This is a genomic window from Pseudomonas sp. LB3P93, from assembly GCF_054898025.1.
Genome location: NZ_CM142713.1, coordinates 4,256,593 through 4,276,821, shown reverse-complemented (window position 1 = coordinate 4,276,821; position 20,229 = coordinate 4,256,593). Strand labels below are relative to the sequence as shown.

19 protein-coding genes are annotated in these 20,229 nt (G+C 59.2%); 9 read left to right on the top strand and 10 right to left on the bottom strand.

Translation table 11 applies throughout. From position 1 onward, the window contains the following. Positions 1–143 precede the first annotated feature (143 nt). Positions 144–764 carry a cysteine hydrolase family protein gene (locus tag ACYZT8_RS19360; RefSeq protein WP_461975108.1) on the top strand — a complete coding sequence of 207 codons (621 nt, stop codon included), beginning with the start codon at positions 144–146 and terminating at the stop codon, positions 762–764. A 93-nt stretch (positions 765–857) separates the two neighbouring features. Then, positions 858–1,481, top strand: coding sequence for a glutathione S-transferase (locus tag ACYZT8_RS19355; protein WP_461975106.1), 624 nt, complete (start codon positions 858–860; stop codon positions 1,479–1,481). 131 nt (positions 1,482–1,612) lie between these two features. Here the strand turns inward: ACYZT8_RS19355 and ACYZT8_RS19350 are convergent, their stop codons facing one another. Next, entirely contained in the window at positions 1,613–2,053 is a 441-nt protein-coding gene (locus ACYZT8_RS19350; protein ID WP_131059904.1) for a CBS domain-containing protein, read from the bottom strand. Positions 2,054–2,398: 345 nt separating this feature from the next. Between ACYZT8_RS19350 and ACYZT8_RS19345 the strand changes: the two genes are divergently transcribed. Then, positions 2,399–4,759, top strand: coding sequence for a DNA polymerase II (locus tag ACYZT8_RS19345; protein WP_461975103.1), 2,361 nt, complete (start codon positions 2,399–2,401; stop codon positions 4,757–4,759). On the opposite strand, the gene ACYZT8_RS19340 is transcribed toward ACYZT8_RS19345, so the two are convergent. From ACYZT8_RS19340 to ACYZT8_RS19330, 3 genes are all read right to left on the bottom strand, one after another. Beyond that, positions 4,724–5,194, bottom strand: coding sequence for a DUF1810 domain-containing protein (locus tag ACYZT8_RS19340; RefSeq protein WP_461975101.1), 471 nt, complete (start codon positions 5,192–5,194; stop codon positions 4,724–4,726). The genes ACYZT8_RS19345 and ACYZT8_RS19340 overlap by 36 nt on opposite strands. A 30-nt stretch (positions 5,195–5,224) precedes the next feature. Further along, entirely contained in the window at positions 5,225–6,046 is an 822-nt protein-coding gene (locus ACYZT8_RS19335) for an aldo/keto reductase (protein WP_461975100.1), read from the bottom strand. A 241-nt stretch (positions 6,047–6,287) separates the two neighbouring features. Next, positions 6,288–7,436 carry an aldose epimerase family protein gene (locus tag ACYZT8_RS19330; protein ID WP_461975098.1) on the bottom strand — a complete coding sequence of 383 codons (1,149 nt, stop codon included), beginning with the start codon at positions 7,434–7,436 and terminating at the stop codon, positions 6,288–6,290. 250 nt (positions 7,437–7,686) lie between these two features. Between ACYZT8_RS19330 and ACYZT8_RS19325 the strand changes: the two genes are divergently transcribed. Next, positions 7,687–8,436, top strand: coding sequence for a hypothetical protein (locus ACYZT8_RS19325; RefSeq protein WP_461975096.1), 750 nt, complete (start codon positions 7,687–7,689; stop codon positions 8,434–8,436). Positions 8,437–8,694: 258 nt separating this feature from the next. Further along, entirely contained in the window at positions 8,695–9,480 is a 786-nt protein-coding gene (locus ACYZT8_RS19320) for a sulfite exporter TauE/SafE family protein (RefSeq protein WP_461975094.1), read from the top strand. A gap of 18 nt (positions 9,481–9,498) precedes the next feature. Here the strand turns inward: ACYZT8_RS19320 and ACYZT8_RS19315 are convergent, their stop codons facing one another. Continuing rightward, on the bottom strand, positions 9,499–9,867 hold the full coding sequence (locus tag ACYZT8_RS19315; protein ID WP_461975092.1) for a VOC family protein: 369 nt from the start codon (positions 9,865–9,867) through the stop codon (positions 9,499–9,501). 180 nt (positions 9,868–10,047) lie between these two features. Between ACYZT8_RS19315 and ACYZT8_RS19310 the strand changes: the two genes are divergently transcribed. Then, a complete protein-coding gene (locus ACYZT8_RS19310) occupies positions 10,048–10,611 on the top strand; it encodes a DUF4174 domain-containing protein (protein ID WP_461975090.1) in 564 nt (187 codons plus the stop codon). A 359-nt stretch (positions 10,612–10,970) separates the two neighbouring features. After that, positions 10,971–11,348, top strand: a complete 378-nt coding sequence (locus ACYZT8_RS19305) for a DUF6124 family protein (protein ID WP_461975088.1) — start codon at positions 10,971–10,973, stop codon at positions 11,346–11,348. A gap of 249 nt (positions 11,349–11,597) precedes the next feature. Here ACYZT8_RS19305 and ampC read toward each other — a convergent pair whose 3' ends face one another. Further along, positions 11,598–12,764 (bottom strand): class C beta-lactamase, encoded by a 1,167-nt coding sequence (ampC, locus tag ACYZT8_RS19300; protein ID WP_461975086.1) that lies wholly within the window; start codon positions 12,762–12,764, stop codon positions 11,598–11,600. Between the two features lie 160 nt (positions 12,765–12,924). Between ampC and ACYZT8_RS19295 the strand changes: the two genes are divergently transcribed. Then, positions 12,925–13,803 (top strand): LysR family transcriptional regulator, encoded by an 879-nt coding sequence (locus ACYZT8_RS19295; protein WP_461975084.1) that lies wholly within the window; start codon positions 12,925–12,927, stop codon positions 13,801–13,803. Positions 13,804–13,946: 143 nt separating this feature from the next. Here the strand turns inward: ACYZT8_RS19295 and gudD are convergent, their stop codons facing one another. After that, positions 13,947–15,290: a glucarate dehydratase gene (gene gudD / locus ACYZT8_RS19290; RefSeq protein ID WP_461975082.1), complete on the bottom strand. Its 1,344-nt coding sequence runs from the start codon at positions 15,288–15,290 to the stop codon at positions 13,947–13,949. A 24-nt stretch (positions 15,291–15,314) separates the two neighbouring features. After that, the gene (locus ACYZT8_RS19285) at positions 15,315–16,661 is read right to left on the bottom strand and encodes an MFS transporter (protein ID WP_461975080.1); all 1,347 of its coding nucleotides are present in this window, start codon (positions 16,659–16,661) and stop codon (positions 15,315–15,317) included. Positions 16,662–16,941: 280 nt separating this feature from the next. Here ACYZT8_RS19285 and ACYZT8_RS19280 point away from each other — a divergent pair, with 280 nt between their 5' ends. Beyond that, positions 16,942–17,655, top strand: a complete 714-nt coding sequence (locus ACYZT8_RS19280) for a FadR/GntR family transcriptional regulator (protein ID WP_461975078.1) — start codon at positions 16,942–16,944, stop codon at positions 17,653–17,655. A 163-nt stretch (positions 17,656–17,818) separates the two neighbouring features. Here the strand turns inward: ACYZT8_RS19280 and ACYZT8_RS19275 are convergent, their stop codons facing one another. Together ACYZT8_RS19275 and ACYZT8_RS19270 are read right to left on the bottom strand one after the other, a co-directional pair. Then, entirely contained in the window at positions 17,819–19,231 is a 1,413-nt protein-coding gene (locus ACYZT8_RS19275; protein ID WP_461975076.1) for a hypothetical protein, read from the bottom strand. 86 nt (positions 19,232–19,317) lie between these two features. Further along, positions 19,318–20,223: a DMT family transporter gene (locus ACYZT8_RS19270; RefSeq protein WP_461975074.1), complete on the bottom strand. Its 906-nt coding sequence runs from the start codon at positions 20,221–20,223 to the stop codon at positions 19,318–19,320. Between the last annotated feature and the right edge of the window lie 6 nt (positions 20,224–20,229).

The window sequence follows — 20,229 nt, the reverse complement described above, 5'->3', positions numbered from 1 at the left end:
TGGTGAACATCGACGGCAATGATAGGTAGCGCGATGCCCCCCACGTCGGCGTGATGGTTCAGTCGTCGGATGGCTACGGCCTGGGCGATCGACGCTTCTACACTGGATAGCTGGCGCGTGCCTTTGCCCTTGAGGAATCGATCATGAATGCCAGTTCCTATGTTCCCGCCCACACCGGCCTGCTGTTGGTGGATCCCTACAACGACTTCCTCAGCGAGGGCGGCAAACTCCATGGCCGCGCTCAACCGGTGGCTGACAGCGTCGGCACGCTGGCCAACCTGAAGACCGTGGTGGCGGCCATTCGCAAGGCCGGCATCCAGGTTTTCTACGTTCCGCATCACCGCGCCGAACCCGATGAACTGGCGCGCTGGAAACACCCCAGCCCCTATCAACAAGGCGCCAGCCATGCGCAAGTGTTTGCCGCCGGAACCTGGGGCGGGGAATGGCACCCGGACTTTCAGCCCGCAGCCGGTGACGTGATCGTCAAGGAACACTGGGGTGGCAGCGGTTTCGCCAACACCGATCTGGACTACCTGCTCAAACAACACGGGATCGACAAGGTCGTGGTGGTGGGGATGCTCGCCAATACCTGCATCGAAAGCACCTCCAGGTTCGCCGCCGAACTGGGTTATCACGTGACGCTGGTGCGCGATGCCACGGCCGCTTTCAGCGCAGAGGCGATGCACGCCGCCCATGAGATCAATGGTCCGACCTATGCCCACTCGATTGTCACGACCGCAGAGTTGATCGCGGCGCTGGGATAGCGCGTTCAGCCGCTATATTCGCAGTGCCATGGAACGAGGCCGGCAAGCGGCGCCTCTACTGACTACATTATCGTCTCGCCAGGAGGCCGCATCATGTACCAGCTCTACGGACACCAGAACTCTGGCGCCGCTGCGATAGAGGCCGCACTCGAGCTCTGTGAAATCCCTTACCGCTTCATCGACGTCGAGTCGTCTCCAGAGGCTGCCAAAGCCCTGGAGAAGCTCAACCCGCTCAAGCAGATTCCGACCTTGCAGTTGCCCGACGGCAGCATTCTGACCGAGAGCGCGGCGATCCTGATTCATCTGGGGCTCGCGTTTCCGGAGTCGAATCTTCTGTCGAAAACGCCCGCCGAGCGCGATCAGGCCATTCGCGGCCTGGTGTACATCGTCAGCAATTGCTACGCGGCCATCGGCATCATCGATTACCCCGAGCGTTGGCTGGTCGACGCGGATGCGGCGTCCATGGAAAACCTCATGGCCGGCGCCCGCCGACGGTTGCACTGGAGTTGGGAGGTGTTTGCCGATCAGTTCTCGGGCGAGTTGTATCTGGACGACGAGACGCCAGGCGCACTGGATGTGCTGGCGGCGGTGGTGACGCGGTGGGCGGGCAGTCGCGAGCATCTGCGCAATGCCCGGCCCGGCTTTTACGCATGGCTGACGCGAATCGACCACCACCCCACCTTGGCCCCGGTCTTCGCCCGGCATTGGCCAACCTGAAGAACACCGCAAATCAAAATGTGGGAGCGGGCTTGCTCGCGAAAGCGGTGTATCAGTCGACACTTGCATTGACTGACACACCGCTTTCGCGAGCAAGCCCGCTCCCACATTGGGAATGTGGTGTTTCGGAACTATTCGCCGCGAATGTACTGCTCCAACTGCCGAATCAATTCAGCCTGTTCGGCGATGGCTTCCTTGACCAGGTCGCCGATTGACAGCAAACCGATCAATTGCCCGTTCTCCACCACCGGCAAGTGCCGCAGGCGTTTGTCGGACATGATGCCCATGCAGGTTTCGACGGTTTGATGGGTGTCCACGGTGATGACCGGCGACACCATGATGTCTTCGACCGGCGTACCGACGGAGGAGCGGCCCTTGAGCACAAGTTTGCGCGCGTAATCACGTTCGCTGATGATGCCGACGACCTCGCCATTCTTCACGACCGGCAAGGCGCCGACGTTTTTCGCGGCCATGACCATCAACGCTTCCAGCACCATTTGATGCGGTGCAATGATGTGGACTTCATGATTCTGTTCAGCCTTTAACTTCAGCAGTTGGGCGACGGTTTTCATGGCAATTTCTCAGGTGTTGTCGTTGTTATTGAAGAATCGTAGACCCGGGCGCTGAGGGCAAGGCGCAAAGCGGCAGATAACGCTCAAAAAACGTCATTGGGCGGTTTTTCTTCCGAAAACCCGGAACATTCCACAGTTATCCACTGATCCATGGGCCGACACAAACCCCTTGTAGGAGTGAGCCTGCTCGCGATAGTGGTGTATCAGGCGACACTTGCATTGACTGGTCCACCGCTATCGCGAGCAGGCTCACTCCTACAGGGAATGCATCCACCTCGCGGTGAGGGCTATCCCCCGCAATGACGCGTAGAATTGCCGCCTGAATCAAATCTTGAGGTTGCAGTGGTGGATTTACAGCAGGGTTTTGTCCTGACCCGGCATTGGCGCGACACCCCGGCCGGTACGCAAGTCGAGTTCTGGCTGGCGACCGACATCGGTCCCCAGCGTATCCGTCTGCCTCATCAACCATCGGTAGCCTTCATCCCGGCAGCCCAGCGCGAGCAGGCCGAGGCTGTTTTGCGCGGCGAAAAAAATGTCGAGCTGAAACCATTGGCCCTCCAGGACTTCGAACACCGTCCGGTGCTCGGCCTGTACTGCCAGCAACACGGTCAGTTGATGCGCCTGGAAACCGCGCTGCGTAAATCCGGCGTCGAGATGTTCGAGGCCGACGTGCGCCCGCCGGAACGCTACATGATGGAGCGCTTCATCACCGCACCTGTCTTGTTCGGTGGCACGCCAAGTGCCGACGGCCTGCTGCTCGACGCACAAATGAAACCGGCCCCCGACTACCGGCCCAACCTCAGACTGGTCTCTCTGGACATCGAAACTACCGCTCAGGGCGAGTTGTACTCCATTGCCCTGGAAGGCTGCGGCGAGCGCCAGGTCTACATGCTTGGGCCGCCGAATGGCGACGACAGCGAGGTGGATTTCCAGCTCGAATACTGCGACTCCCGAACCCTGCTGCTGAAAAAGCTCAACGAATGGTTCGCCCAGCATGACCCCGACGCGATCATCGGCTGGAACGTCGTGCAGTTCGACCTGCGCGTGCTGCACCAACACGCCCGGCAGCTGGGCGTACCGCTGAAACTGGGGCGTGGCGGCGAAGAAATGCAGTGGCGCGAACATGGCAGCCGCAACCATTACTTCGCCTCCGCCGCCGGCCGGCTGATCATCGACGGCATCGAATCCCTGCGCTCGGCGACCTGGAGCTTTCCCTCATTCAGCCTGGAAAACGTCGCGCAAACCCTGCTCGGCGAGGGCAAGGCGATCAGCACGCCGTACCAGCGCATGGACGAAATCAACCGCATGTTCGCCGAGGACAAACCGGCGCTCGCCAAGTACAACCTCAAGGACTGCGAGTTGGTGACGCGGATTTTCGCCAAGACCGAACTGCTGACCTTCCTGCTGGAACGCGCCAGCGTCACCGGTTTGCCAGCGGATCGCAGTGGCGGTTCGGTGGCGGCATTCACCCACCTTTACATGCCGCTGATGCACCGCCAGGGCTTCGTGGCGCCGAATCTCGGGAACAAGCCCGCGCAGGCCAGCCCTGGCGGTTTTGTCATGGACTCACAACCCGGGTTGTACGAGTCGGTGCTGGTGCTCGATTACAAAAGCCTCTATCCGTCGATTATCCGCACCTTCCTGATTGACCCGGTCGGGCTGATCGAAGGCTTGCAGCATCCCGACGACAGCGAGTCCGTGCCGGGCTTCCGTGGTGCGCGTTTTTCCAGGACCCGGCATTGCCTGCCGGCAATCGTTGCCCGGGTTGCCGAAGGCCGCGAGACCGCCAAGCGCGAACACAACGCGCCGCTGTCGCAAGCGCTGAAGATCATCATGAACGCCTTCTATGGCGTGCTCGGTTCCAGCGGTTGTCGCTTTTTCGATACGCGCCTGGCCTCGTCCATCACCTTGCGCGGCCACGAGATCATGCTGCGCACCCGGCAGTTGATCGAAGCCCAGGGGCACACGGTGATTTACGGCGACACCGACTCGACGTTCGTCTGGCTCCGTCGCGCCCATGGCCAGGAAGAAGCCGCGCAGATCGGCCGCGCGCTGGTGGACCACGTCAACCAGTGGTGGCGCGAGCATGTGCAGCAGGAATACGGGCTGGAAAGCGCCCTGGAATTGCAGTTCGAGACTCACTACAAACGCTTTCTGATGCCGACCATTCGAGGCGCCGAGGAGGGCAGCAAGAAGCGTTACGCCGGGCTGGTCACCCGCGCCGATGGCACCGACGAAATGGTCTACAAGGGACTGGAAACCGTGCGCACCGACTGGTCGCCGCTGGCCCGGCAATTCCAGCAGGAGCTGTACTCGCGGATCTTCCATCGCAAGCCGTATCAGGATTACGTGCGCGATTACGTGCGAAAAACCCTGGCCGGTGAGTTCGATGATCGCCTGATCTACCGCAAGCGCCTGCGCCGTACCCTGGATGACTATGAACGCAACGTGCCGCCCCACGTCCGTGCGGCGCGGATCGCTGATGAGTACAACGACCAGCAGGGCCGCCCGCGGCAATACCAGAACGGCGGCTGGATCAGCTACGTGATCAGCGTCGCCGGGCCTGAGCCGCTGGAGATTCGCAGCGCGCCCATCGACTACGACCATTACGTCACCCGACAACTGCAACCGGTGGCGGATGCCATCCTGCCTTTCGTGGACGACGACTTCTCAACCTTGATTGGTGGGCAACTGGGCCTGTTTTGAGTCCAGCAGCAACAGCGTCCAGTCGTCCAGAATGCCGTGGAAATACTGATCCAGTGCCTGGTTGAAGAGGTTATCTGCGGGGGCCACCTGGGCGAACAACGTCATGGAGGAGTGAAACTTGAGATCGTCGGGATGGCCGAATATGCCTGCAACCGAGCGCTGTTCGATGTTCAGCACCAGTTGTGTGCAGGCGCGCAATCGCGAACCCAGCAGCGGATGATTCAGATAAGCCACGGCTTCCTCGATGGAACGAATGGCAAAGTGTCGGGACATCTCGCTCCCGCCCAACCCGGCGAACTGCGGGAAGATGAACCACATCCAGTGACTGCGTTTGTGGCCAGCGCGCAGTTCTTCTAGAACCCGGTTGTACACAGGGTCTTGAGCCTGGATAAAACGCGGCAAATTAAAGGCGTCGAGCTGATCAGTGCTTCTCATGCAGAAGCCCTCTGACACTACCGCGATGGCTCAGACCATGGCCAACCGGTGCTTGCGTTGTGGCGCGTGATACGCGTGGTCGAGCGCCTTCAGATCCTCGTCGTTGAGCCGCAATTGCGCGGCCTGCGCATTCAGTTGCACATGTTCAGGTTTGACCGCTTTGGGGATGGCGATCACGCCTGTCTGTCGCAGAATCCATGCCAGTGCTACTAGGGCCGGCGTCACGGCGTGACGGGCGGCAATCTGTTTGAGTGCCGGATGGGCCAGCATCGTTCCTCCCTGACCGATGGGACAGTATGCCATCAACGGCTGATGATGCTGTTGGCACCACGGCAGCAGGTCAAATTCGATGCCGCGCTCTTCCAGGTTGTACAGCACCTGATTGGTGGCGCAGGCCGGTGAGTTCAATTCCTCCAGGTCCTCGACGTCGAAGTTGGACACGCCCCATCGGCCGATCTTGCCGTCTTCACGCAGGCGTTCGAAGGCTTCGACGGTTTCTTCAAGCGGATACTGGCCGCGCCAATGCAGCAGGTATAAATCGATGTAATCGGTATTCAGACGTTGCAGGCTGCGCTCGCAGGCCTGGGGGATGCCTTTGCGGCTGGCGTTGTGCGGGTAAACTTTGCTGACCAGAAAGACTTTGTCGCGCAGACCGGCGATGGCTTCGCCGACCACTTCCTCAGCGCCGCCTTCGGCGTACATCTCGGCGGTGTCGATCAGGGTCATGCCCAACTCGATGCCCAGGCGCAGCGCGGCGACTTCCTGGCGGTGTTGCAAGGGATCTTCGCCCATGCGCCAGGTGCCTTGGCCGATGACCGGGACGTTGACGCCGGCCAATTCGAGGGTCCGCATGAAAACCTCCTTTTTCGAATCGATATGTGCTCATTAGTTGGCAGCAGAATACCCCGGTGGTTCCGTAGGTGTGTAGCAGCTGCCGAGCAGCGCGAGGCTGCGTTCGGCTGCGGAGCAGTCGTAAAATCAGGCAACCGGTTCTTTCAGGAAAACCGCGTAAACCGGGTTTACGACTGCTCCGCAGTCGAACGCAGCCTCGCGCTGCTCGGCAGCTGCTACGTGATCGCGCGATGTCGGATGGTTAGTTAGCCGAAAACTTCAGCACTGTGCTCTGGGTATAGGTTTTACCCGGATCGAGTCGGGTGGAAGGGAAGCCCGGCTGGTTGGGGGAGTCCGGATAGTGCTGAGTCTCCAGCGTAAACGCGCCCCAATGTGGATAAACCTTGCCGCCCTTGCCCTTGACCGTGCCGTCGAGGAAGTTGCTGGTGTAAAACTGCACGCCGGGTTCGGTGGTGTAGAGCTGCAAGCGGCGCCCGGAGAGTGGGTCGCTGACATCGGCGGCCAGCTTGCCCACGTCGCCCTTGGCGTCCAGAGCCCAGTTGAAATCGAAGCCGCCCTGTTTCGGCTCGGCGAATTTCAGTTGCGGGTGATCGGCCTTGATGTTTTTGCCGATAGCGGTGGGCTGCGTGAAGTCCATCGGTGTACCGGCGACCGGGGCCAGTTCACCGGTAGGAATCAGCTTGGCGGTGACCGGTGTGTAGTGGGTCGAATGCAGCGTCACGAGCTGTTTCAGCACATCGCCATTACCTGCACCGGCGAGGTTGAAATAGCTGTGGTTGGTCAGGTTCAGCACGGTGGGTTTATCGGTGCTGGCCTTGTAGTCGATGCGCAACTCATTGTTCTCGGTGAGGCTGTAGGTCACCTCGGTTTTGAGGTTGCCGGGGAAGCCCATTTCACCGTCCACCGACAGGTACGTCAGGGTCACGCCCACCGAATCCTTGCCTTTGCTCGGCTGGGCTTTCCACACGTGTTTGTCAAAACCCTGCGGGCCGCCGTGCAGCGAGTTGGAACCGTCATTGAGCGGCACCTGATAGCGTTTGCCGTCCAGTTCGAACGCGCCGTTGGCCAAGCGATTGCCGAAACGCCCGATGGTCGCGCCAAAGTACGCTGTGCCGCCCTGATAGCTCTGAACATCGTCAAAACCCAGCACCACATCGTCGAGCTTACCGTTTTTGTCCGGCACCTTGAGCGACTGCAAAATGCCGCCGTAAGTAATGATTGTGGCTTGCAGGCCGTGGCTGTTGCGCAAGATGTATTGCTCGACGGGTGTGCCGTCGTTGGTCTTGCCGAACGCTTTGTGTTCGCTGGACAGGCTAGCCGCTTGAGTGGGGAGGGTGGCGATCATCAGGGACAGTCCAAGGCCGGAGAGCAGGTGTCGGGATTGCAGCATAGTTGACCTTCCTTTTTTTGTTTTTGAGTTATTAGTCATACTAAAAATCGATTTAGTATTTGATCAAGGGAGGATTTATAGCTTATGTGCGGAGCGTTGCAATTATAAAGTATGACTAATTAGATGTTGGTCGTACCGAGAGTCGGTGTTTACGGACCATCGGCACTGCACTTTTTCAGCTTTGGCGGCTCTATCCTTGGCCAGCCTGCGGCGATCCCCACCGTCGGCCAATGCCCAAGTTCAAGCACCCATGGCTCGAGTTTTACCCTGCTTCACGTCATCAATACGTCGCCAATGCCTGCTGCTGGCCAGCCTGTCGATGCTCTTCGCCAGCGGTTGCAGCCAGCAACAGGGCAGCGACATCGTCAGCCAGTTTCGTGAAGGCACGCCCCAGGAATTCCTCCAGACTAGCGTCGACCGCATGGCGACCCTGGCCATGCGCGACAACCTCGACAGCCTTTATTTGCTGATGAGCAAGCTCTACCTGCGCAACCCGGACGAGTTAAAAAAATCCGGTTTCCTCGACGCCCGCACCGCCGGAAAGCAAGTGCGCCTGGCCATCGAACAGCAACAGCCGCTGCCCACCCTCGGCGGCAAGAAAGACCTGGCGGCACTGAGTTATGCCATGAGCCCGGAGTTTCTTGGCGACCGGGTCGGCGCCTTCATCTATGCCATCGGCAGCATGCTGGTCACGGCCCACGGCAATCGCCTCGAGTTCTACATGACCGATGCGATCAACCCGACCTTCGTCAGCAACGCCGCACGCAACATCGAGAAAGCCACCTGGATCCTGAGCCAGCGGCAAAATAAAAACGGCGAGCCCTTGCTGTTCTCCAACGAAATTTCGGAGGAGGGCAGCAACCTGAGTTTTGCCGTGGAGTTCGGCAAGATCGTCGCGCGGCTGGACCTGCTTACGCAGATGCTGGACGAGCGTTATCGGCGGATCGGCCTGAACTATGCGCAGAGTTTGCTGTTTTTGAATTTCTTGCCGGTGCAGTAGATCCACCTCACCACACTCACTTACACCGCGTCCCCCTGTAGGAGCGAGCCTGCTCGCGATAGCGGTGGATCAGTCGACATCAATGTTGCCTGTTAGTCCGTCATCATCGCGAGCAGCCTCACTCCCACAGGGGAATTGGGTACACAGGGGTGAATGATGTGTTGTGGAATAACGATAGTCCGTATCGATATAAGTGGTTATAAGAAAAATCGCTATGCTGCGGGCCAGTTTTTTCATGTGTTTTGTGCGGGCGTGTTAATGGATTTCGTTAACTTCGGGTTGGTGGTTGCAGGATTGGTAGTAGGCTTCATCGTCGGCATGACCGGCGTGGGCGGTGGTTCGTTGATGACCCCGATTCTGCTCTGGTTTGGTATCAACCCGGCCACGGCGGTGGGCACTGACTTGCTGTACGCGGCCATTACCAAATCCAGCGGTGTGCTGGTTCATCGCAAGAACAACAACATCGACTGGGCGATTACTGGCTGGCTGACTCTCGGCAGCGTGCCGGCGGTAGCGCTGACGCTGTGGTTCCTGAGCAGTTTGCAGACTTCCCCCGATGCAATGAACGCCGTCATCAAACAGGCGCTGGGCTTCGTACTGTTTGCCACGGCACTGGCGATTTTCTTCAAAAAACGCCTGCTCGACTTCGCCCACAAACGTGCGGGCGGCCAATACAACCCCAGCGGTTCGCGCCTGAATGTCCTGACGGTCATCACCGGTCTGGTGCTGGGCACCATGGTCGCGCTGACCTCCATTGGTGCCGGCGCCCTTGGCACTGTGGCGTTGTTCATCCTCTATCCGCTGCTGCCGACGCGCCGCCTCGTCGGCACGGAAATCGCCCACGCCGTCCCCCTGACTCTGGTCGCTGGCCTGGGCCATGCGAGCATGGGCAACATGGATTGGCAGGTGCTGGGTTATTTGCTGATCGGTTCGCTGCCGGGGATCTACCTGGGCAGCCATTTGACCGGTCGCATCTCCGACGAAGTTTTGCGCCCTTGCCTGGCCACGATGCTGGTGCTGATCGGCTACAAACTGGCGTTCTGAACCGGCACGGCTCCCGCCTCAGGGCCGCGTGAGAATCTCCAGCAGATGCCCGTCCGGGTCATCGAAATAAACCCGCCGGCCACCACCGTAATCGTTGATCTCGTCGGGCCGTTGCTTGCCGGGGTCAGCCCACCAGGGCTGCTTGCGCGCTTGCAGGCGAGCAAACGCGGCATCGAAATCATCCTCACCGATCAAAAACGCGTAGTGCTGGGAGGCGATTGGCGGATCGTTGTCGTAGAAATCCAGCGACACGTCATTGTCGAGCTTGACGATCAGCATCGGCCCGAACGGCTCGGGACGAGGCAGGCCGAGGATCTCGGCGAGGTAATGGGCGGAGATCTGTTTGTCTCGGCACCAGACGATGGTGTGGTTCAACTGAGCGCTCATGGCGGGGTCCTCACGGCGGATCAGGCGGCTCGTTATGAGCGATGAGATTAGCTCAAGCTGTTGCGCAATGACCGCCCTGACCTAAGCTTGGGACAAGGCGGAACACAATTGCGGTGCGTCACCCGGAACGATCGCCGCGATGCGCAATCATTAGAGCGTGGATATCAAAAGGAGATGCGCATGCTCATCAGGTCTTTGACCCTGACTACCTTGCTGGCTTTCGCCGGCCCCTTGCTCGCCGCCGAAGACGGCTCACCTTTGGACATCGACAAGGGCAGGGCCCGACCACTGATTGTGATTGCTCCCAACACCGCTAACCCGGTCTGGGTGGGCCTGAAAAATTCGCTGAACGATCCGGCCAACAAGGAAGGTATCGCCCAGCGCAATATCAGGGTGTACACGGTGCTGAACATGTCCGGTCAGCTCGACGGCAAGGACCTCGGTCCACAGGACACTATGGCATTGATCCGCTCGCTGAAACTTGGCGCGGGGGCGTTGCCCAAAGTCATCCTGGTGGGCAAGGACGGCGAGAAGAAGTTCGAGAGTTCGGGGGATGAATCAAAGTCGGTCGATTTGAAGAAAATCTTCGACACCATCGATGCCCTGCCGGCGACCGAGAAAGAAGCCGCACCGCCGACAGTCGCGACGCCCGTTGTCGCCGAACCGGCCGCTACAGGTGCCAAGGGCGCAAAACCGGGTAAACCGGCGAAACCCACCAAGCCCCCGGAAATGCCGGACGATTGAACATCCCCGTGTAGCAGCTGGCGCAGCCTGCGTCCGGCTGCGCAGCAGTCGTAAAACCTGCAACTGCTTGCTTTCAGGCAAACCGCATTCTCTGGATTGCGACCGCTTCGTGCTCGAACGCAGCCTCGCGCTGCTCGACAGCTGCTACAAAAAAAACGGGTGTACCGTGGGGTGATGTACTGATTTCATTGGTCTCGGAAATTTCCTGCAAGTCCTGTCGGACTTCATGAACTGGTTTCTGTCAGAGCGCACCGTTAGCCTTCGTCAGCCACCGCAAAACTCGCGGTAGGACGTGGGAGTCCGCAACACTGAGGGATCCAGGGACGAACAATACCAATGGCCAGAAAGGAGCCTCGTCTATGAAGAAGTTCGGCAAAAATGATGCGCAACGCCCAACCGATGCCAGCCACCTGAAGCTCGTTCGCCTTGGCGAAACGACCGGGCGCGACACCAGCATCCGCGTGCGCAAACCCAGGCTTTCCGTCCCGATCAAACAGATTTTGAGCATCGCCCCCGGGGTCGACACCATCACCCTCTTGCGCCAGGCCAGCGAAACCCTTGCTTCACTGAATGCCGTGATTGTGAGTTTTGCCGGTAAGCTGGATGGCTCGAACCGGGTTGTGCTGGGGGCGATACAGCAGTTGGCAGGGATTGCGGAGTTGTTGGTGAATCAGGCTCGGGACAATCTTGATCCGGGAAACGATGGGCCTGACGCCCGGCCGCCGACTCGGCATTGAGTTGACGTAATAACGACAATGGGCGACCTCAAACGGGTCGCCCATTTTTATTGTCGAACGATATTTGTAGCAGCTGCCGAGCCTGCGAGGCTGCGTTCGGCTGCGAAGCAGTCGTGAAATCAGCCAGCGCGGTGTTTCAGGAGTACTGCATGCGCAGGTTTTGCGACGACTTCGTCGCCGAACGCAGCCTCGCACTGCTCGGCAGCTGCTACAGGGGATCGTGTTTGCCGGGGATCGAGTTGCTCTGGGTTATTCAGTCAGGGCACTCAATATCTTGTGAGCAATCTTGATCCGCTCCGGATTCGGGTAATTCTTGTTCGCCAGGATAACGATGCCGATGTCTTTCGAAGGCACGAACGCGACATAAGCGCCGAAACCACCCGTCGACCCGGTCTTGTTGAACCATGCTGCGTCTTTCGCAGGTTGCGGCGGGTTCAGCCACTGGACTTTATGAGCCTCCATCGCCATTTCCGTCGAGTTGCCACTCAGCAACGTATCGAGGCTGGCCGGATAGTTATAGAGCTCCCACCCCAACCCCTGCGTCATCTCGCCCACGGTGTAGTAACCGCTGTGAGTGAGGGCAATCGCTTGCTGCAAGGGCTTTTCCAGCGTTGCCGGTTTCAGGTTGGCTTCAACATAACGAAGCAAATCCGCAGCGCTGGTTTTCACGCCATACGCTTCCGAATCCAGCGCCCCCGGGCTCACCCGCACCGGTTTGCCATCCTTGCCGTAACCCTGGGCGTAAAGCTCCATCTGATCCTGCGGTACCTTGAGGTAGGTGTGCTTGAGCCCAAGTTTCGGCAACAGGGTCTTTTCCATCAACTCATCGAACGGCTGGCCCATGCTTTTGGCCGCCAGATAACCGGACAGCCCAAGGCTGGGGTTCGAATACTGGCGGTGGGTGCCGGCTGCATACACAGGTTTCCACTGTTTGAAGTAGGCGAGCATTTTGTCTGGATGATCGGACTCGTCGGGGAACTGCAACGGCAGCCCGCCAGCGGTGTAAGTGCCGAGTTGCAACACGCTGATGCTGTCGAACGCACTACCTTTCAACTCAGGCCAAACCTGGCTGGCCCGGTCAGACAAAGACAGTTTGCCGCTGGTCTGGGCGTAGGCAGCCAACGTGGTGGCAAAGGTTTTACTCACCGAACCGATTTCAAAAAGCGTGTCCTTGCTGACCGCTTTGCCGTCCTCTTTCGAGGCCACGCCGTAGTTAAAGTAATGCTGCTGGCCATTCAGGGTGATCGCGACCGCGATGCCAGGGATATTTTGTTCCTGTATCACCGGCCCGATGGCGGCTTTCACCAAAGCGTCGAGTTGATCGTCGGATTTTGTTGCGGCCATACAGTGACTTGCACCAAGCAAAAGGGCGAAAGCGCTGAAGGACGCAAGTCTTGGCAGATTAAATTTGTACATGATTGGAACCACTCTCCATGAGTTGCCATTACTTTACCCGCTACACTCCGAACGGATTTAAAACCGGACGGCTGACGGGCGCGCCAAATCTAGGCAGTCGGGCGGCAATCGACAAACGACGATATTTCGGGTAAGCCATTAGAAAAATTTGGGAGTGGGCATGATTCGTCCTCATCTGCCGCTGAATGCATTACGCGCCTTCGAGGCTTCTGCGCGCCATTTGAGCTTCACTCGGGCGGCGGTGGAGTTGTTCGTCACGCCTGCGGCGGTCAGCCATCAAGTCAAAAGCCTTGAAGCCCAGCTTAACGTGACGCTGTTCAAACGCTTGCCCCGCGGCTTGATGCTGACCAGTGAAGGCGAAACCTTGCTGCCGGTATTGCGCGAGTCCTTCGACCGGATTGCCGAAACCCTTGAGCGATTCGAGGGTGGGCATTTTCGTGAAGTGGTCACCGTGGGTGCCGTGGGGACGTTTGCGGTGGGTTGGCTGTTGCCGCGGCTGGCGGACTTCCAGTCGAAACATCCGTACATAGATTTACGCCTGTCGACCAACAATAACCGGGTGGATGTGGCCGCCGAAGGGCTGGATTACGCCATCCGTTTTGGCGCCGGCGCCTGGCACGGAATCGAGGCTTTGAGGCTGATTGAAGCGCCGTTGTCGGTGCTCTGCGTTCCGCCAATAGCCGCGCAGCTGCAAGAGCCCGCCGACCTGCTCAAGCACACACTGTTGCGTTCCTACCGCACAGACGAGTGGCCCGAGTGGTTTCTGGCCGCCGGGTTGCCGGCCAATACGCCGCCGCCCAAGAGCATCGTCTTCGACTCCTCGCTCGCCATGATGGAAGCTGCGTTGCAGGGCGCAGGTATTGCCTTGGCGCCGCCGCTGATGTTCGCCCGGCAACTGGCGGTGGGTGCGATCGAGCAACCGTTCGACATCGGCATCACCACTGGCAGCTATTGGCTGACCCGCTTGCAGTCGCGCCCCGAAACGTCGGCGATGACGATGTTCAAGGAGTGGCTGCTGCAAGCGTCCAAGATGAATTGAAATGAATGCAAATCCTGTGGGAGCGGCGGTGCGGCGATCCGACTTGCCCGCGATGGCGGCCTGTCAGTCAACATCAATGTTGTAGGTCAGTCCCTCATCGCGGGCAAGCCCGCTCCCACAGGGAGTGAGGTGGTTTCGAAGGATTAACGCACCAGACACGGCCGCTTGTTATCAAACGTCCACCCCGGAATCAGAAACTGCATCGCCACGCTGTCATCCCGCGCGCCCAATCCCATGCCTTTATACAACTCATGAGCCTTGGCCAACTGATCCAGATCCAGTTCAACCCCTAGCCCCGGTTTCTTCGGCACCTGCACGCAACCACCGACGATTTGCAGCGGAGCCTTGGTCAGGCGCTGGCCGTCCTGCCAGATCCAGTGCGTATCGATTGCAGTGATTTCACCCGGCGCAGCCGCCGCGACATGGGTGAACATCGCCAGGGAGATATCGAAGTGATTGTTGGAGTGCGAGCCCCAGGTCAGGCCCCATTCGTGGCACATCTGCGCCACACGAACCGAGCCCTGCATGGTCCAGAAATGCGGATCGGCCAACGGGATATCAACCGATTGCAACTGGATCGCGTGGCCCATTTCCCGCCAGTCGGTGGCGATCATGTTGGTCGCGGTTTTCAGGCCCGTGGCGCGACGAAACTCAGCCATCACTTCGCGGCCCGAATAGCCATTTTCTGCCCCACACGGGTCTTCGGCGTAGGCGAGCACGTGATGCTGATCGCGGCACAGTCGAATGGCTTCCTTGAGTGACCACGCGCCATTCGGATCGAGGGTAATTCGTGCGTCAGGGAAGCGTTCGGCCAACGCGGTGACCGCTTCAATTTCCTCGTCGCCGCTGAGCACGCCGCCCTTGAGTTTGAAGTCCTTGAAGCCGTAACGGGCGTGCGCGGCCTCGGCCAGGCGCACCACGGCGTCGGCGGTCATGGCTTTCTCGTGGCGCACGCGGAACCAGTCGTTGTCGGCGTCTGGTTCGCTGCGATAGGCCAGATCGGTTTCATTGCGATCACCGACATAAAACAGATAACCGAGCATCTTCACTTCGTCGCGTTGCTGGCCTTCGCCGAGCAGGGCCGCGACCGGCACGTCCAGGTGCTGACCGAGCAAGTCGAGGAGGGCGGCTTCCAGGCCCGTGACCGCGTGAATAGTGATACGCAGGTCGAACGTCTGCAAACCGCGACCGCCGGCATCACGCTCGGCGAAGGTCTGGCGCACCTGGTTGAGAATCTTCTGATACGTGCCAATCGGGCTGCCAACCACCAGCGAACGTGCGTCTTCCAGCGTCTGGCGAATGCGCTCGCCCCCCGGCACTTCGCCGACCCCGGTGTGACCGGCGTTGTCCTTGAGGATCACAATGTTGCGGGTGAAAAACGGGCCGTGGGCGCCGCTCAGATTGAGCAGCATGCCGTCGTGACCAGCCACCGGAACCACCTGCATGCTGGTGATGATCGGGGCTTTTGCGGTGTCTTGTGGGTTCATTTTCTTGTCCTTCAAAACAGAGGTTCAGGCGTGATTGGGCGCTGGTTTGCCCGGTGCAACGGCAGGTGCGGTTTTCGGTGTATTGCGCGCGGCGAAAACGATGATCGCGGCGATGATCGATGTCGCCGCCAGGCCATATAGCCCGCCCTGAATGGAGCCGGTGTGTTCTTCGAGCAGGCCGAACGTGGTCGGTGCAACGAAGCCGCCAAGGTTGCCCACCGAGTTGATCAGCGCGATGACACCCGCCGCGATCCGCGCATCCAGATAAGCCTGAGGGATCGGCCAGAACAGCGACGACGCGGACTTGAAACCCAGCGCCGCGAAGCAGATCGCAACGAAGGCAAAGATCGGCCCGCCGGTGGTAGACATGAACATCCCGGCCGCCGCGATCAGCAGGGCAGCGGCGACCCAGGCCTGTTGGTTTTTCCATTTGGCCGACAGCGAAGCGAAGGCGTACATGCCGACGATCGACAGCAACCATGGGATCGAGTTGAACAGCCCGACCTGAATGTCGCTGAGGTCGCCCATCTTCTTGATGATGCTCGGCAGCCAGAAGGTCGCGGCATAGATGGTCAGCTGGATGAAGAAATAAATCAGGCAGAACAGGATGATCTGGCGATCTTTAAGCAACGTGCCCAACGACGGCTTGATCGGCGTTGCCGCTTCGCGGGCCAGTTGCTCGTCATCGATGGCTTTGACCAGCGCATCTTGCTCGGCGCGGGTCAGCCATTTGGCGTCGTGGGGTTTTGAGTCCAGCCAGAACCACACGAACACGCACAGCCCGACTGAAAACATCCCCTCAATGAAATACATCCATTGCCAGCCGTGCATCCCGAATCCGCTGATCTGCAACAGCAACCCGGACAACGGGCCGGAGATCAACGAGGCAATGGCCGAACCGCTGAGAAAAATCGCAATCGCCTTGCCGCGCTCAACGCCTGGCAACCAGCGCGTGAAGTAATAAATCACCCCGGGAAAGAACCCGGCTTCCGCCACGCCCAGCAGAAATCGCAGGATGTAGAAGTGGGTTTCGTTCTGGATGAAGGCCATGCACGCGGCGACCAGACCCCAGGTCAGCATGATGCGGGTCAGCCAGATACGTGCGCCGACTTTTTGCAGAAGCATGTTGGAGGGGACTTCGAACAGTGCATAACCGATGAAGAACAGGCCGGCACCAAGGCCATAGGCGGCAGCGCCGATCCCCAGGTCCTGCTCCATGTGGGCACGGACGAAGCCGATGTTCACGCGGTCAATGTAATTGACGATGAACATGATGACGAACAGCGGCAGGACATGGCGTTTCACTTTCGAGATGGCGGACTTCAGGACCGAATCGGCTCCCTCGTGCATCCCGGATATGGATGTATTCACTTGGTTTTCTCCCACTGATTATTTTTATGCGGGGTGTGGCTGGGTGTTGCGATGTTGATAGACATCATACAACTAGGTTTTTTCGTCGTGCAAGCGTTCTCGTCCAACAAAATGGCGCTTTTTCTCAAGTTTTTTATTCTTTTTATGGTTTTCTGCGTTTTTATGACAGTCTATGTTGGGCATTTGTTGAGTGTTGTCATACAAGTTGATCTTGGTTTTCTGGAGATTCCAGCCGAGCGCAGTGCTACGATTCCGATAGCCCTGCTTCCGGATGATCGCCATGCAAGAAGACCTCGACGCGCCTGCCCGCAAGCGCACCCACAACCTGGCCCATGACCTGGTGGTCAAACTGAGCCAGAGCATTTTGCTCGGGCAAATGTTGCCGGGGGACAAGCTGCCGTCGGAGAACACGATTGTTCAGGAACACGGGGTCAGTCGCACGGTGGTGCGTGAGGCGATCTCGAAGTTGCAGGCTTCAGGCCTGGTGGAAACCCGGCACGGCATCGGCACCTTTGTGATCGAGCGCGCACCGGAGCAGGGGCTGCGATTGAATGTCGACACCGCGCTGGGGGTGCGCAGCATTCTGGAGCTGCGCATGGGCCTGGAAACCCAGGCCGCCGCGCTGGCAGCGAGCCGTCGCACCGATCATCAGTTGATGCAGATGCGCGACGCGCTGGATGACTATCAAAGCCTGCTCGCCAACAACGACAGCTGCGTCGAGGCCGACAAACGCTTCCACCTGCTGATCGCCGAAGCCACCGGCAACGTGTGCTTCACCGAAATCATGCAGCACTTGGGCAGCGCCATGATTCCGCGGACACGGGTCAACGCCGCCGAGCGTGGCGCGGCGGATTTGAGCAAATTGGGGCAACTGGCCAACCTCGAGCACGAGGCGATCCTCAACGCGATCAAACGGCAAGACCCGGACGCCGCGCGCGCCGCCATGTGGCTGCACCTGACCAACAGCCGTGACCGGTTTTCGGCCGGCGCCTGACGACCGTTTGTCCAGTCGACACCGAGAAGGGTCATCGTGTTCACGAGAGATCCTGTGCCGAAAACGAGAAAAGCCCTGCACGCGTAAACCTGCAGGGCTTCTCGGTCAGGCTGACCATCTTGTTAAATCCGGCCAATGTGCCGGGTTTTTTATGACGAGTGTTTCACTCGACGCTGATCAGGTTCGTTCGCACATCCGTTATCCACCCGACTTGATAGCGAGTCCGGAAGAAGTAACCATAATCCTGAAGGTAGTACATCGTGGCGGTTGCTTTCAGCTCGCCACCTTCAAGCTTGCACCCCAACTCCTTTGCGCTGCCCTGCAACGATGAGTTGACCTGCGAAGCCTCGATCTGACGCTCGACCACACAGTTAAGGCTCTCCACATTAACCGAGTTGCCTTTGAGCGTACTGCGGCGTTGTTGAGTGATCTGATACCCCAACGATGAACCGACAACCATCGCTCGCCAGTCGCCGGTGAACGTCAGTTTTTCGGTATCGACTGCATAGGACACTGGCAACTGACGGTCGATGTGCTGGCTGTCGAGGCGCAGGGTCAGCAATCCTCTGAAATTGACGGAGCGGGTCTCCGACACCTTGCCTGGCCACTGCAATTGCAGTTGACCGCTCTGTGGATCGGTTTCATAGCGTTGCTCGCTCTGCGAGGGCGCGCTGCCCAGGTAGCCAGTGTTGTGTGATTTGAAGACGACATGTTTGATCGCCTTCTGCGGCGGTGGCAGATTCAGATCGGCAATTGACTTGAGCACGTCGGCTTTAACGGGGCCGGACTCATAGGTCGGCGCGACTTTGTTGCGGGGCGAGTAGAGGGCCAGCGTCGAGAGTTGCGGCGCCGGCGCACAGGCAGCATTCAGCAACTCGCGGACATCAGCACTTTGCCCGAAGGTTTTTTCTGCGCTGTCGGAGAGCACCGTTCCCCGGGTGATCTGGTCTTTTTCGTCCAGTTTAAAAACGCTCAGTACCCGGTAGGTCTGGCGCGTGCAGTCGGCCTGATAGCGGTTGCGGGTTTGGCCAAACAACACTTTGTAATCGGCGTCGGTCAGAAGGGCTGGCTCATCAACCGCGCCCCAGAACAATCGGGAAGGTCCTTCAACCTTGATGCTGTTGCGGTCGATCATCAGCCGGCGTTCCGCGCCGCTTCCCGAAACAATCCGCCAGTCCGACGGGGAGGTCTGAGCGCAGGCGGTGGTGAAGCTCGGGTTCTGCGCCAGACGTGCCACCAGTGCCGGGGACAACGGGTTGTTCATTTCCAACTTGCGGGAAATGGGCCGGGTGCTGGAGACGAACGTTGTCTGCATGAACACCAGGCTTGCGCGGGTGGCGTCGCAGCTTGCTTGAATCTGCAACGTCGATTGCGTCGATTGCGTGGTTTTCAGATCTCGCGCGGGAATGCTCACCTGAAAGCTGAGCATCCCCTCATCGCGCATTATCGAGTTTGCCAGCAGCGGCTCCTTGAGCACTTCCTCCACCGTCAATGAAGGTGCCTTGGCCACGGGTGCAGGCGCACTGGCGCAACCTGAAAGCAACGTTAACAAACCGACAACAACGAAGCGGGTCATAGGCATTCCAGGCGATACGCGCCACATACATGTGAACTGAAGTGGTCGGCATCCCCCGGCAATTCTTTAGTCGGCATTGCTTGCAATCATGGTCGGGCGGGCTGCACTGCGATGATCGCAGGGCGCCGCTCCAGGTTCAGCGCCAGCACGCTGATCAGCACCACAACCGCACCGATCCCGACCATCAGCGTCGGCTGCTCACCCAAGCCAAAAGCCGCAATGGCCATGGCCGTCGGCGGAATCAGATACAGCGTCATCGTCGCCCGACTCAAGTCGATGTGGGCCAGCACAAATGCCCAGGCCAGGTAGGCGAGGGCGCTGGGAAACACGCCCAACGCCAGCACTGCCCGTTGCACAGGCATCGGTGCGCTGACGACCTTGTCAGCCAACCCCGGCAGATAAATCAGCAGCAGCGCCGTGCCCGACCAGACCGTGTAACAGACCAGCGTCAAACCGTCGTAGCGCCCGGAATGATGCTTCTGTAGTGCGAAGTAAACACTCCACGACACCGCCGCCAGCAAGATCAGCAAACCCTGCGCATCAATGCTGCCCAGTCCGCGATCACCGGCCACCACAATCACCACGCCGATCAATCCCAATAAAACACAACCCCAGCGCCAGGCGCTGACCCGGTCCTTGAACACGAACCGCGCCAGCAAAGTGCTGAACAAGGGCGTCGATTGCGCCAACACACTGGAAGCGCCGGCGCTGACACTTTGCTGGCCGATATTGAGTGCGACGTGGTGCAGGCTCACGGCAAAGAAACCAAGGACGAACAGCAGCGGCAGATCGCGAAGCTTCGGCAAGCTGATGCCTTTGAACGCGGCGACGATTGCCATGAACACCGACGCGATCAGAAAGCGCAGCAGCGCCAAATGACCGGGGTCATAGGCTTGTAATCCGATGTGAATGCCGGTCGGCGAGTATCCCCAGCAGCCGACGACAAACGCCATGGCCAGGAGGATTTTAAGGGTGTGTGGGGAGGGCTTCATGGTCGA

Excerpts from the sequence above, each read along its gene's own strand:
- ACYZT8_RS19280 (WP_461975078.1), top strand. The coding sequence starts at position 16,942 with ATGCAAGAAGACCTCGACGCGCCTGCCCGCAAGCGCACCCACAACCTG.
- ACYZT8_RS19355 (WP_461975106.1), top strand. The coding sequence starts at position 858 with ATGTACCAGCTCTACGGACACCAGAACTCTGGCGCCGCTGCGATAGAG.
- ACYZT8_RS19310 (WP_461975090.1), top strand. The coding sequence starts at position 10,048 with ATGCTCATCAGGTCTTTGACCCTGACTACCTTGCTGGCTTTCGCCGGC.
- ACYZT8_RS19325 (WP_461975096.1), top strand. The coding sequence starts at position 7,687 with ATGGCTCGAGTTTTACCCTGCTTCACGTCATCAATACGTCGCCAATGC.
- ACYZT8_RS19330 (WP_461975098.1), bottom strand. The coding sequence starts at position 7,436 with ATGCTGCAATCCCGACACCTGCTCTCCGGCCTTGGACTGTCCCTGATG.
- ampC (WP_461975086.1), bottom strand. The coding sequence starts at position 12,764 with ATGTACAAATTTAATCTGCCAAGACTTGCGTCCTTCAGCGCTTTCGCC.
- gudD (WP_461975082.1), bottom strand. The coding sequence starts at position 15,290 with ATGAACCCACAAGACACCGCAAAAGCCCCGATCATCACCAGCATGCAG.
- ACYZT8_RS19270 (WP_461975074.1), bottom strand. The coding sequence starts at position 20,223 with ATGAAGCCCTCCCCACACACCCTTAAAATCCTCCTGGCCATGGCGTTT.
- ACYZT8_RS19315 (WP_461975092.1), bottom strand. The coding sequence starts at position 9,867 with ATGAGCGCTCAGTTGAACCACACCATCGTCTGGTGCCGAGACAAACAG.
- ACYZT8_RS19275 (WP_461975076.1), bottom strand. The coding sequence starts at position 19,231 with ATGACCCGCTTCGTTGTTGTCGGTTTGTTAACGTTGCTTTCAGGTTGC.
- ACYZT8_RS19350 (WP_131059904.1), bottom strand. The coding sequence starts at position 2,053 with ATGAAAACCGTCGCCCAACTGCTGAAGTTAAAGGCTGAACAGAATCAT.
- ACYZT8_RS19305 (WP_461975088.1), top strand. The coding sequence starts at position 10,971 with ATGAAGAAGTTCGGCAAAAATGATGCGCAACGCCCAACCGATGCCAGC.
- ACYZT8_RS19335 (WP_461975100.1), bottom strand. The coding sequence starts at position 6,046 with ATGCGGACCCTCGAATTGGCCGGCGTCAACGTCCCGGTCATCGGCCAA.
- ACYZT8_RS19320 (WP_461975094.1), top strand. The coding sequence starts at position 8,695 with ATGGATTTCGTTAACTTCGGGTTGGTGGTTGCAGGATTGGTAGTAGGC.
- ACYZT8_RS19340 (WP_461975101.1), bottom strand. The coding sequence starts at position 5,194 with ATGAGAAGCACTGATCAGCTCGACGCCTTTAATTTGCCGCGTTTTATC.
- ACYZT8_RS19295 (WP_461975084.1), top strand. The coding sequence starts at position 12,925 with ATGATTCGTCCTCATCTGCCGCTGAATGCATTACGCGCCTTCGAGGCT.
- ACYZT8_RS19360 (WP_461975108.1), top strand. The coding sequence starts at position 144 with ATGAATGCCAGTTCCTATGTTCCCGCCCACACCGGCCTGCTGTTGGTG.